12 protein-coding genes and 1 pseudogene are annotated in these 12,930 nt (G+C 38.2%); 9 read left to right on the top strand and 4 right to left on the bottom strand.

Translation table 11 applies throughout. The annotated features are described in order from the left end of the window. Positions 1 to 18: 18 nt before the first annotated feature. From ACSQ7D_RS02840 to rlmH, 8 genes and pseudogenes are all read left to right on the top strand, one after another. A pseudogene (locus ACSQ7D_RS02840) lies at positions 19 to 1,129 on the top strand (ISAs1 family transposase). A gap of 338 nt (positions 1,130 to 1,467) precedes the next feature. Further along, entirely contained in the window at positions 1,468 to 2,418 is a 951-nt protein-coding gene (locus ACSQ7D_RS02835; protein ID WP_437135299.1) for a hypothetical protein, read from the top strand. A gap of 51 nt (positions 2,419 to 2,469) precedes the next feature. Next, positions 2,470 to 3,552, top strand: a complete 1,083-nt coding sequence (gene murG / locus ACSQ7D_RS02830) for an undecaprenyldiphospho-muramoylpentapeptide beta-N-acetylglucosaminyltransferase (protein ID WP_437135297.1) — start codon at positions 2,470 to 2,472, stop codon at positions 3,550 to 3,552. A gap of 5 nt (positions 3,553 to 3,557) precedes the next feature. After that, positions 3,558 to 4,466 (top strand): hypothetical protein, encoded by a 909-nt coding sequence (locus ACSQ7D_RS02825; protein WP_437135296.1) that lies wholly within the window; start codon positions 3,558 to 3,560, stop codon positions 4,464 to 4,466. Positions 4,467 to 4,520: 54 nt separating this feature from the next. Then, positions 4,521 to 5,873: a UDP-N-acetylmuramate--L-alanine ligase gene (gene murC, locus ACSQ7D_RS02820; protein ID WP_009419529.1), complete on the top strand. Its 1,353-nt coding sequence runs from the start codon at positions 4,521 to 4,523 to the stop codon at positions 5,871 to 5,873. A 60-nt stretch (positions 5,874 to 5,933) separates the two neighbouring features. Next, positions 5,934 to 7,349 (top strand): trypsin-like peptidase domain-containing protein, encoded by a 1,416-nt coding sequence (locus ACSQ7D_RS02815; protein ID WP_437135295.1) that lies wholly within the window; start codon positions 5,934 to 5,936, stop codon positions 7,347 to 7,349. 304 nt (positions 7,350 to 7,653) lie between these two features. Further along, a complete protein-coding gene (locus ACSQ7D_RS02810) occupies positions 7,654 to 8,118 on the top strand; it encodes a macro domain-containing protein (RefSeq protein WP_048748050.1) in 465 nt (154 codons plus the stop codon). 44 nt (positions 8,119 to 8,162) lie between these two features. After that, complete coding sequence (gene rlmH, locus ACSQ7D_RS02805) at positions 8,163 to 8,636, top strand: 23S rRNA (pseudouridine(1915)-N(3))-methyltransferase RlmH (RefSeq protein ID WP_437135294.1); 474 nt, start codon at positions 8,163 to 8,165, stop codon at positions 8,634 to 8,636. On the opposite strand, the gene ACSQ7D_RS02800 is transcribed toward rlmH, so the two are convergent. The 3 genes from ACSQ7D_RS02800 to ACSQ7D_RS02790 all read right to left on the bottom strand — a co-directional run bounded on the left by ACSQ7D_RS02800 (position 8,637) and on the right by ACSQ7D_RS02790 (position 11,320). Next, positions 8,637 to 9,431: a lysophospholipid acyltransferase family protein gene (locus tag ACSQ7D_RS02800; RefSeq protein WP_437135293.1), complete on the bottom strand. Its 795-nt coding sequence runs from the start codon at positions 9,429 to 9,431 to the stop codon at positions 8,637 to 8,639. Positions 9,432 to 9,616: 185 nt separating this feature from the next. After that, complete coding sequence (locus ACSQ7D_RS02795) at positions 9,617 to 10,567, bottom strand: electron transfer flavoprotein subunit alpha/FixB family protein (protein WP_437135292.1); 951 nt, start codon at positions 10,565 to 10,567, stop codon at positions 9,617 to 9,619. Between the two features lie 6 nt (positions 10,568 to 10,573). Next, positions 10,574 to 11,320, bottom strand: a complete 747-nt coding sequence (locus ACSQ7D_RS02790) for an electron transfer flavoprotein subunit beta/FixA family protein (RefSeq protein ID WP_034565992.1) — start codon at positions 11,318 to 11,320, stop codon at positions 10,574 to 10,576. A gap of 157 nt (positions 11,321 to 11,477) precedes the next feature. Here ACSQ7D_RS02790 and ACSQ7D_RS02785 point away from each other — a divergent pair, with 157 nt between their 5' ends. Continuing rightward, positions 11,478 to 12,137 carry a class I SAM-dependent methyltransferase gene (locus ACSQ7D_RS02785; protein ID WP_437135291.1) on the top strand — a complete coding sequence of 220 codons (660 nt, stop codon included), beginning with the start codon at positions 11,478 to 11,480 and terminating at the stop codon, positions 12,135 to 12,137. Positions 12,138 to 12,152: 15 nt separating this feature from the next. Here ACSQ7D_RS02785 and ACSQ7D_RS02780 read toward each other — a convergent pair whose 3' ends face one another. Further along, positions 12,153 to 12,887: a shikimate dehydrogenase family protein gene (locus ACSQ7D_RS02780; protein ID WP_437135290.1), complete on the bottom strand. Its 735-nt coding sequence runs from the start codon at positions 12,885 to 12,887 to the stop codon at positions 12,153 to 12,155. Between the last annotated feature and the right edge of the window lie 43 nt (positions 12,888 to 12,930).

Here is a 12,930-nt window from a genome sequence, read left to right as displayed (position 1 = left end):
AATAAAATGTAAAAGTCTATGACACTGATAGAAATGTTATCTAGTATAGAGGATACTAGAAAAAGACGCGGTATCCGCCATAAAATGCCTAACTTCCTGATTATGTGCCTAACAGCAATAATGTCAGGTTATACTGGTTATCGAGAAATAGGCCGTTTCCTCAAAGAAAACCAATGGGAGTTTAAAAAGTATCTAACTTTCTGTAAAGTACCTACATATGGCTCTATTAGAAGGATATTTATGGAAATTGATTTTGATGATTTTGCCCAAAAATTCAATCAGTGGACTGCCCAATTTTTACCAATGTGTCAAGGTGAAACACTTGCTGTTGATGGAAAGGCTATTGCAGGAACTATTAAAGACACTCAAAATAACTATCAGAATTTTGTTTCATTGATAAGTGTTTTTGCTTCACAAAGAGGCATTGTATTAGCTTGTGATAAATTAGAGAACAAAAAAGAATCTGAAATTTATACCGTTCAAAGACTCTTACAAGCCTTAGACATTCAAGGTGAAATAATCACTTTAGATGCCTTACATTGTCAAAAAAACTCTTGAAACTATTATAAAGTCAAAAAATGACTACATAGTACAAGTAAAAGGTAATCAAAAAAAGCTTTTTGAGCAAATAAAAGCAAATGTTGCTACAAAAAAGTATTTAATGCACACTTACCAAGAGTGTTCTTTGCTAAGAGGTCGTGATGAATTGCGTATTACCAAAGTTTATAAAAATTTAGAGGGTATTTCTCCTGAATGGTTTGGTATAAAGCGAATTATAGAAACAACACGTTATGTCAAAACAAAGAAAGGTCAGACAATAGAGATAGTTTACCATATTAGCAGTGTAGCTAAGAATAAGGCTGATTTCTTTGCTAATCACATACGTTCTCATTGGGGTATAGAAAATCGTTTGCACTGGGTGAAAGATGTACAAATGAAAGAGGACAAGAGTAAGACTAAATCAGGTAATGCTCCTGAGAATCTTTCAATAATGAGAAATATATCAATTAACCTATTTCGTCTTAATGGAAAAGACTCTATCAAGTCAGCTATGGAATGGAGTATCATTAATTTCAAAGAACTTATGAATTTAATATATTATAAATCAAACATTTGTAACTCTATGTAACAGCCCTGCCTCCAAAGGGGGAATCACAGCGACGTAAAGACGAAGAAAAGACGAAGAAAAGACGAACAAAGAACGAACAATCAGCGAAGATAAGTTAGAGTTGAAATAGAGATAAAAAGAAGGTTAGTGGAAGGCTTCAAGTTTGCCAAAGTTTCAAATTTTGGTAAAGTTCATAACATTAAAGCAAAGAAAGAATAGGGTAAATACGAAAGGTGAAGGAGAAAGGGCAGATTTTGATTTTTTAGATGATTTTTTTGGCAGTTTGCAATAAAAATAGTACCTTTGCAATTTCAAAATTAAATTATTTACAAATGAAAAGAATATTATATTTAGTGTCTATGGCAATCATTTTTATAGCTTGCCATAAAAACAATGACGAAGTTCCCCAACCAGACCCTAATAAACCTACCCCTGATAAGCCAATTCCAGACAAACCCAAGCCTGATAACCCCAAACCTAATACCCCTACGAATGCCTATTTGTATGGCATTACTATAGACGACAGTTGGGAGGAAACTGGGGTTACTGTTCAGCAGATTGTAAGTGCTATCAAGGCGATGCCTGTAAAGCCTACGGTGCGCATTGTGATGTCTAAGAAAACAGCGATAGCTAATTACAAACCGCTTTTTTCGGCTGTTCATCAAGTAGCTTATGTGATGGCAACACCTGCCGATTCCGAAGATATGAAAAAATACACTAACGTAGATAGTTATGTAAAGAGATTTCAAGATTCGTATAAAGAACTCTCGGCATATACGGATTTTTGGGAAGTAGGCAATGAAATTAACGGAGAAGGTTGGATGGGTGACAACCCTCAATTTATTGCCGATAAAGCCTATGGTGCTTATAAGTTTATCCGCAGTAAAAATGCGAAAACAGTGCTTGTGAGCTACTATTTTAAACCAGGTGACCAAAAGGTGACGATGGAGGATTGGCTAAAAAGATATATCCCCGAAGATATGAAAAAGCAGTTGGATTACGTGTTAGTAAGCTATTACGAAGATGATAACGACAATTACCAGCCTAATTGGCAAGAGGTATTTAACAATTTAGAGTCTATTTTTCCGAGTGTTAAATTGGGCATAGGGGAGTGTGGTAATAAGGATTATAAAGAGCCCCCTGTACAGAGTAAAGTGGAAAGGGCTAAGCACTATTATTCGATGCCTAAATATGTAAAGAACTACGTGGGCGGTTATTTTTGGTGGTATTGGGTGCAGGACTGTGTGCCTCATCAAAACAGTGAAGTTTTTAAGGCTATCAACAGCAGTATTAAGCAAACGCTTAAATAATATTGCTTTTTGTGAAGATTTGCGTACCTTTGCACCAAATTAGAACGAGAAATGAAAAAGTTTATCATATCAGGAGGAGGCACAGGCGGGCATATTTTTCCTGCTATCGCTATTGCCGATGAATTGAAAAGACGTATTCCAGATGCCGACATTCTGTTTGTGGGCGCCAAAGACCGTATGGAGATGCAAAAAGTACCACAGGCGGGTTATCCTATTGAAGGGCTTTGGATTTCGGGCATTCAGCGTAAAATTACCTTGCAGAACCTGCTATTTCCCCTAAAATTCATCAGTAGCTTGCTGAAATCTCGGAGAATTATCAAGCGTTTTAAACCCGATGCCGTGATAGGTACCGGAGGTTTTGCCAGCGGTGCTGTGGTGAAGGTAGCAGGCGGAATGGGTATTCCTACTTTCATTCAAGAACAGAATTCGTATGCGGGTATTACCAACAAAATGCTTTCTAAAAAGGCAAAAAAAATATGTGTGGCTTACGATGCAATGGAACAGTTCTTCCCCAAAGAGAAAATCGTAAAAACAGGTAATCCTATTCGCGGTGGGCTCTTGGATATAGCAAAGCACCGCACAGAAGGACTGACATATTTTCAGCTGAACCCTGAGCAAAAAACGTTGTTGGTATTAGGGGGTAGTTTGGGTGCCAGACGCATCAATCAGCTGGTAGAAGAGCAGTTGCCTTTATTTGAAAAACTTGGGGTACAAGTGTTATGGCAGTGTGGCAAACTGTATTATGAAGAGTACAAGAAATATGAAAGCGAACGAGTGAAAGTTTTAGCTTTTATTGACAAAATGGAGTTGGCTTATGCTGTTGCCGATGTAATTATCTCTCGCGCAGGAGCCAGCTCGGTGAGCGAATTGTGTGTAGTGGGAAAACCTGTGATATTTATTCCTTCGCCCAATGTGGCAGAAGACCACCAGACCAAAAATGCACGAGCTATTGAGCAAAAACAGGCTGCTATTTTGATACGCGAAACTGATTTAGGCACTACTTTTGCTACTACTTTTACCGAACTCATAAACGACGAGGCAAAACAGCAGAGCCTGTCGCAACACATTAAGACGCTGGCTTTGCCTAATGCTACTGAAGAAATAGTAAATATTATCTTAGAAAATAAGAATTAAAACAGATGAAGAGACTTTTTACATTTATAGCACTGGGGTGTGCCGCATTTACTTTTGCGCAAAACCAATTGGGAAAGCAGTTTTTTATAGATACTAAAAGCGATGAATTTAAAAGAGGCATCGTGGAAGTGAAGGAATACGTAAATTACGACGCATATTTGCAGTTACAAAGAAACCTTAAATCGGGCAATTCGGCAGGTATTAATAGCGATATGATTCGGCAAGCGTATATGACGCGAAAGGTAGCTCTGCCGAAAGGGAATTACGTTATTGACAACGATGAACAGCGCTTTGAATTCGAGATAGGCAACAACGGGCAGTTTGTAGGTGAAGGGCAGTTTGAAAACAAGGAAAAAAACTTAAAATCTACCTATATCTTCGCCAATGGGAGACTCTCGGAAATACACATATTCAATACCGAAGGTAGATTGCGCAAGAAAAACATCTTCAAAGGGAACATTATTGAAGGACACGTGTTTGACCACGCTGGTAAGCTTGCCCAAAAGATAGAAATACACACCAACTTGAAGGAAGGAGCTGACCAGGTAGTTACTACTTACCACAAGAATGGCAACCCCAGCAAAGAAGTGAATACTATTAAGAGTACTACAAAGGAATTTTACCAAAACGGGAAGCTGAAATTAGACCAAGTGGATAGCAAAATCACTACTAAATATGACCCAACTGGGAAAATTACAGAAAAATGGTATGTTACTGAAAACGGCAATTGTCGTGAAACTTATGACAAAGGAGTAATTAGCCAAAAAACTTGTGAAGACCGCAGTACAAAAGAGACTACTGTTTCCATCTACAAGAATGGAAAATTAGACAATTATACTGTAACTGATACTAAGAAAAAGGAAGTTCGCAAATACGATGCTTCAAAAAAGCTAATAGAAACTAAAAAATTATGAGGTAATTGAGTGAAGAATTAAAAACTCTTACCTCTTACTTCGCATTTTATACAAATGGATTTACAACCTATACAGAACGTTTATTTTATAGGCATAGGGGGCATAGGGATGTCTGCCCTTGCTCGTTATTTTAATGCCAATGGCAAAAAGGTATGTGGTTATGACCGTACCCCCACTGAAATTACTGAAATGCTCGAAAAAGAAGGTATAAAAGTACATTTTACCGATGATGTAAATGCTATTCCCGCCTCTTTTAAAGACAAGCGCACTACACTGGTAGTGTATACACCTGCCGTACCCAAAGACCATAAGGAATTAAACTATTTTCAGCAAAATGGCTACGAAGTAGTAAAACGCTCGGAAGTATTAGGGTTTATCACCAAAAATACTTTCTGCCTTGCAGTGGCAGGTACGCACGGTAAGACCACTACTTCAAGTATTCTCGCCCATCTATTGGTAGAAGCAGGAGCCTCAGTAAGTGCGTTTTTAGGAGGGATTGCTGAAAACTTCAACAGCAACTTAGTACTGAAAGGCAGTGAGTACACTGTGGCAGAAGCCGATGAGTTCGACCGTTCCTTCTTGCGACTCTCGCCCAATATAGCTTGTATCACCTCTATGGATGCCGACCATCTCGACATTTATGGCGATAAACAACACTTGATAGAAGGTTTTAGAGAGTTTGCAGGTAAGATAAAACCAGGGGGAAGTCTTATAGTACGCAATGGTTTAGATATAGAAGGTGAGACCTACGGATTAGAAGATAATGCCGATTATACTTTCCAAAATATAACCGTAAAGAACGGTATTTACCATTTTGATTTTCATTATAAAGGAGGCGTCTATAAAGACTATACTTTATTGAAGCCAGGAAGACATAATCTACTCAATGCCTTAGCAGCCGTATCGATGGCGGTAAAAGCAGGATTTGCCCCTGAAAAGTTGCTTCCTCATTTGGCTACATTCAAAGGTGTGAAAAGGCGTTTCTCATATATTATCAAGGAAGACAACTTTGCTTTTATAGACGATTATGCACATCATCCTTCGGAAATCAATGCGTTGTTCCAAGCAGTAGAGGAGATGTACCCCCACACTCCTAAAACTATTGTCTTTCAACCCCATTTGTTCACCCGTACACGTGACTTTTTAGACGATTTTGCAAAAAGCCTATCACAGTTTGACGATGTAGTTCTATTGGATATTTACCCAGCTAGAGAGCTGCCTATTGAAGGTATTACTTCACAAGTATTGTTAGACAAAGTGACGGCTAAACAGAAAATATTGGTAAGCAAAGCAGAATTGATACCTTTATTGCTTAAAAAACAACCAAAATTATTACTTGCTGTAGGAGCAGGCGATATAGGAGCTGAAGTAGAGAAAATTAAAGAAGCTTTTACCGTCGGTCATTAAAATGGCACAATTGTTGCCTAATCGTTTTACGATATAAAACAAATTAGTAAAACAAAGAATATGATGAAAAATTATGCAACAATGATAGCTGCTGCCTTTCTCGGCGGGGTTATGACCTTAGGAGGGTATAAACTCTTTATAGATAAACACGATGCCAAACAAGAAGCGCTTGATTTGCTCTCACGTCCTGCTTTGGTACAAACTAATCACACTACCCCTGAAAGAACAGTAGCAGGTGAAACCAACTTTGTGGAAGCGGCTAACAAAACGGTGAATAGCGTAGTGCACGTGAAGAACACTGTAAAATCGCAAGGAGGCGTTACCTCTATCTTCGACCTTTTTTACGGTAATGGGGGAGGCGAACAGACCCAAGTAGGTACAGGCTCTGGCGTTATCATTACTCCCGATGGCTATATAGTAACCAATAATCACGTGATTGCCAATGCAACTACTTTGGAGGTTACCCTTAACAACAATAAAACTTATACAGCTAAACTCATAGGTACAGACGCCGCTTCCGATATTGCCTTACTAAAAATAGAAGCTGATGAAAAATTGCCTTTCCTCACCTTTGCCGACTCCGATAACACGCAAGTAGGCGAATGGGTACTCGCAGTAGGGAATCCTTTCAACTTAAATTCTACCGTAACTGCGGGAATCATCAGTGCAAAAGCGCGTAACATCAGCGAGCGCGGTAGCGATAAAATAGAATCATTCATACAAACCGATGCCGTGGTGAATATGGGAAACAGTGGCGGTGCTTTGGTAAACCTCAACGGTGACCTCATTGGTATCAATACAGCTATCTCATCTACTACGGGTGTATATATGGGCTACTCGTTTGCTGTGCCTAGCAATATCGCTAAGAAAGTGGTAGAGGATTTGATAGAATACGGGAATGTACAACGCGGGGTGATGGGCGTACGCGGACAAGGGTTAGACTCTGAAGTAGCCAAAAAACTCAATGTCAAAGAAACTGAAGGATTCTATGTAGATTCTGTAGATGATGAGTCAGGCGCTGGTAGTGCTGGACTTAAAAAAGGAGACATCATCAAACAAATTGACAATGTGAAGATACATAAATACTCTGACCTTAGCGGTCACATCGCTTCTAAACGTCCTGGTGATATGCTAAAAGTAACTTATGTACGCGAAGGTAAAGAACGCACTGCCAATATTACCCTTAAGAAAAACACTACTTATGTAATACAATCCTTAGGTTTGGAAGTGAAAAACCTTTCAGATGCTGACCACAAACGATTTAAAACTAAAAACGGAGTGAAGGTTACCGCTGCAGGTCAGTTTTATGAGTACAACAATATCAATATAGTGGGAAAAGTGTTGCTTTCAGTGAATGGAAAGACCATTAAAGATGTAGATGAATTGAAAAATATAATGTCTACCCTTTCTTCACGTAATCGCAACTCGTTAGAAATCTTGAACGAAAAAGGAGAAAAAGAAAGGTTCTTTTTCTAATGATAAAACAATAATGATAATCACTCTTGCATTATAAAAAAGAGATGAGAAAAGTCTCCAATCTCCTTTACATCACAAACTTTGTCAAAGTACTTAAACTTTGACAAAGTTTTTTTATGAATCTAAATAGTGTACTTGTATAATTTATTATAAGTATTCTGTTCCCTTATAAAAGTTTTTAATATAGAATTTGCCTTAAATAGTAAAAAAAGAGTTGTTTATTGTGATGAAAGTAATAAAAAATTGTTTTTGTAGTGTTAATAAAAATTAGTTATCTTTGCCAAAATAATAAAAGATTTAAGCGATGATACATTATTTAAAAGCAGATGCTACGGTGCCACAAGCCGAAGGAAACATTGTTATCGCCCATATTTGTAATGATATAGGCGCTTGGGGGAAGGGATTTGTGTTAGCACTTTCCAAACGCTGGAAATACCCCGAAAAACAATACAAACAATGGTATAAAGAAGGTGAAGATTTTGCCTTGGGAGAGGTACAATTTGTGTCGGTAGAAGAGAAGATATGGGTTGCCAATCTCATTGGGCAACACAACATATATAAAGATGAAAACGGTGACCCGCCTATTCGTTATGAGGCAGTGAAAAAAGGTTTGCAACAAATAGCCGATTTTGCTTATGAAATAAATGCCAAAGTACAAATGCCTCGCATAGGTTGCGGATTGGCAGGAGGCTCTTGGGACAGAATTGAGAAACTTATAAGGCAAACACTTTTAAGGAAAAACATCGAAGTATTTGTTTGTGATTTATAACCTTATTTTTATTTTTTACCTTTTAGCTTTTATTCTGAAAAATAATGAACATCAAACTTCTCGCGGTGGGCAAGACCGATAATCCTGCTTTGCAACAGCTCATTGATATGTATGAAAAACGACTTTCGTATTACATCAATTTTGAATTGCAACTCTTGCCCGATATTAAGAATAGCAAATCACTATCGGAAGAGCAACAAAAAGCAAAAGAAGGGGAGCTTATCCTCGGCAATGTAGCCTCGTCTCATCACCTGATACTCTTAGACGAACGTGGCAAAGAGTTTACCTCAGTAGCTTTCGCCGATGAATTGCAAAAGAAAATGAATGCCGGCATCAAGCAGCTCACCTTTGTGATTGGGGGACCTTATGGTTTTTCAAAAGAAGTATACGACCGTGCTAATGGCAAGTTCTCACTTTCCAAACTCACCTTTTCACACCAAATGATACGCGTTTTTTTTGTAGAACAACTCTACCGTGCTTTTACGATTCTCCGTAATGAGCCCTATCATCATCAGTAATTAGGGTTGTGGTGTTGTTACTGTTTTAGGAGCTTCTTCACCGTCTAATTTCTTAACTTTAAGGAATGATTCGTGTTGTTCGATAGCCATTTCTATTTTAGCTACAATTTCTTCAACCGTATCATTTTCGTAATCTATTTGCAAAGGCGATTTGATAATCATCGATTGTTGCACTCCTTTCTTTTTGATGTTTATTCCCTTTTTATCAAACGAGCGACGGAATCCATCGATTACGATGGGCACCACCACAGGTTTGTATTGCTTGATGAGGTGTGCAGTACCCTTGCGGATAGGTTTCCACGGCGAGGTAGTGCCCTGCGGGAAAGTAATCACCCAACCATCGGCAAGGGCGATACCTATGTTTTCCACGTCGGCTTGGCGGACTTCGCGATGTATTTCTTTCCCTTTTTCGCGCCAGGTTCTGTTCACCGGTATAGCTCCTGCGTAACCTAATATTTTGGGCAGAATCCCTGATTTCATAGTCTCGGAAGCCGCCACGTAATAAATGTTGAGTTTTGGGTTCCACAGATAACTAATATTATCTAAGGTATCTTTACGACCTTTAAGACTTGCGTTGAACACGTGAAACATAGCCGTTACGTCGGCGAAATAAGTCTGGTGATTTGAAATGAACAGTACATTCTGTGGTGGCAATTCGCGAATAACGTCCGAACCCTCAATCTTCAGTTGGTTAAAACCATCATATCTGCTGTGAGTAAGGATACCAAAAACGCGGATGAGCCATCGTTTTACGAAAAGTGTATGTCCGAAAGGGTCTTTTTTAAATAAAGGCATTGTTCAATTTTTTGATTAGGTGATGAGCTAAAAAGTCAATTAGTATAGTAACAAATTAACCCATTAACTCATCAGTTTAGTTTATTGAAAAGTCTCTCTTGCTATCTGCATAGTATTCTTTGTATTTGTTGTAAATCTTCACAGTTTCTTGGGCATTTCCCAGCCGTGAAAAGTTATTACAAATATTAAAGTTTAGCTTTTAGTTTTTCTATAAGCTTGGGAACAACTTCAAAAGCATCGCCTACCACACCGTAATCGGCAGCTTTAAAGAAAGGAGCCTCGGCATCGGTGTTGATAACCAGCTTTACTTTTGAGGCATTAACCCCCGCCAAGTGTTGTATAGCCCCTGAAATGCCAATGGCAATATACAAGTTAGGCGCAACGGGTTTTCCTGTTTGTCCTACGTGTTCAGCGTGTGGACGCCAACCCATATCGGCCACAGGCTTAGAACAAGCGGTGGCAGCGCCGAGTACTTCGGCAAGTTCTTCGATTATGTGCCAATTCTCGGCGGCTCTTAGTCCGCGTCCTCCTGATACTACAATAGAGGCATCGTCTAACGGTACTTTGCCTGTAGCCTTCTCGGTAGCGATTATCTTTATATCGAAATCACTATCTGAAAGGGTAGGGGAGAAGGGTTCTACAATTGCGGGAGTAGGATTTTCTTTTACTCCGAAGGCATTAGGAGCTAATCCTACTATTTTTATAGGTGTTGTGATTTTGTTTAAACTTACGGCTTTATTAGAAAAGACATTACTCTTAATAGTAAAATCGTTTTCAGGGAGTGAAATGGCGTTAGGTACATAACCTGCTTGTAGAGAAATGGCTAATAAAGGGGCAATATTCTTGGCTTGCGACGAGGCGCTGAAAAGCACCGTTGTACTCCCTTCTTTCTTCACTGCCTGTTGTAATATTTGTGCTACAGCCTTCGCCAAAAAGTGTTGTAGCTTTTCATCGGCTACGTTCAATACTTTATCAATACCATAAGTGCCTAACATTTCAGGATTATCAATGTTGATAGCTACTGCTACTATTTTGGTATTTTGTTTCTGAGCAAGAGTTTTGGCATAAGTAGCCACTTCAAAACTACTTTTCTTTACTTTTCCGTTTTCGGAATCTATATATATGAGTATGGACATTTTTTATTAAATTACTTTAGCTTCGTTGTGTAATAAATCGATAAGAGTATCTAAATCATCAGCCGATACCATTTTTACAGGTTTTTTGGCAGGAAGTTTCTCAAAACCTATGGTTGTTACTCTCGTATCTGTATTTTCAGCAGGCAACACGGTAATTACTTTAGTGCGAGCTGCCATTAGGTTGCGCATATTTGGTATACGAAGGTCTTTCTCTTGTGTAAGTCCTTTTTGTCCGGCAATTACTAACGGAAGAGTTGCGGAGAGTTTTTCCTTACCGCCATCTATTTCTCGTTCGGCTGTTACCTCTGTCCCATTGATATCTAAACCTATGCATTTGTTGATAAAAGGTAGATTTAGTAATCCTGCCAAAAATCCTCCCACCATTCCGCCGTTATAATCAATAGATTCCTTTCCTGTAATGATAAGGTCGTAATTTCCCTCTTTAGCTACCTTAGCCAACTGAGTAGCTACAAAAAAAGCATCAGTAGGAGTGGCATCAATACGGATAATATCGTCAGCACCAATGGCGGAAGCCTTGCGCAATACGGGTTCTGTTTCTTGGGTGCCTACATTCACAAGGGTAATAGTAGCGCCTAACTTTTCTTTAAGTAAGATTGCCTTAGTGAGGCAGAATTCATCGTTAGGATTGATGATAAACTGCACTCCTGTAGGGTCGAACTTCTTATTTTCATCAGTAAAATTTATTTTCGAAGTAGTGTCGGGGACGCTACTGATACATACTAATATCTTCATAATCTTATAGATAATATAATTAAAATGATATATTAATAACCAAAAGGTGGTTATTTTTGAAGCGGTAAAAGTACTTCCTTTTGTATAACTGTGCAAACTATTATGCGAAAAAAATGTATCTTTGCCGTCTAACTATTTGAAATACTAAATAGAAATAATGAATCCTCCAGTAACCGATATGCAACTTTTAGGACAGTTATTGCGTTGCCCCAGCGGAATATATGCAAAAGAAGTAGGTGAATATACTTTCTTTTCCAATCGCACTATGATTTTCAATACTATTGATTATTTATCACTTTTGCCCAATAGCAATGTTTTAGAAATTGGCTTTGGCAATGCCAGCCATTTACCTTATTTATTTGAAAAAGAGCCAACCATTCACTATACAGGAGTAGAAACTTCTGTGGAAATGATAACTGAGGCTACTGTAAGCAATCCCGAATTGGTAGCGCAACAATCTGTTTCTTTTCTGCAAGTACAACCCGATGAGAGACTTGAGTTTAATATACTTTTTGATGTTTGCTTTTCAGTCAATACACTTTACTTTCTCAAAAGCCCTACTCGCTATTATCGCAATATTTATCAGTTGCTCAAGCCTATGGGAAAGGTAGTGATTACTTTTATTGATAAGTCAGTAGGTGAGAAAGCTCCTTTTGCACAAGTAGGATTTAAGTTTTATACTGTTCCCGAAGTGCAAAAAATACTCTCACGCATAGGGTTTAAGAATATCAAAGAGTATACTTTTGAAGAAACACTTGTTTCTAAGAGTGGCAAGAAAATACGTCGTCCTTATTGCATAATGATGGGAGAAAAATAAAAACCTCTCTGCTTTTTATTCTTTATTCCATATTTCCCACGCTTTTTCAGCTTGAAGTTCTAACATTAGTTGCCCATTACAAGTAGTAGCTCCCTGCTTTTCCCCTCTGTGTAGAAATGTAGTTTGTGAAGGATTATAAATAAGGTCATAAAGCAAGTGCTCAGGAGTGAGATACTGATAAGGAATAGGAGGACAGTCATTAATATTAGGAAATGTACCTAAGGGAGTACAGTTAATAATAAGATGATAATTTTCTATAATCTCTTTGGTAAGCTCTGTATAACCAAACTGATTTATCTGTGGTGTGCGGGATACAAAACGATAATCAATATTTAGTTGCTTGAGGGCATAGGCAACAGCACTCGATGCACCTCCCGTGCCTAAGATAAGAGCGTGAGTATGCTGTGGTTGCAATAAGGGAGATAATGATTTACTAAAGCCATAGTAGTCGGTATTATAACCGACAAGTCCATCAGGGGTAACTTTTATAGTATTTACAGCTCCAATGGCTTGTGCAGTAGCATCAACGGCAGTAAGTAGCTTCATTATTTCTCGCTTATACGGAATGGTAACATTCATTCCTCGCAAATTGGGAGTGCTTTTTAAGAGAGCGGGTAATTCATTGAGATTTTGTATATCAAAATTGATATATTCACAATCATTAATACCTTCTCGTTTAAATTTCTCAGTGAAATATTTTTGAGAAAAAGAATAGTCAATGTTGCACCCCACAAGAGCAAAAGTTGTCATAAGAAAACGCTTTTTTAATAGATAAACTATATATTATCTATAC

The sequence above is a fragment of the Capnocytophaga sp. G1920 genome (assembly GCF_051417515.1).
Note: the sequence above shows the minus strand (reverse complement) of the source record. Positions and strands in the feature narration are given on the sequence as shown.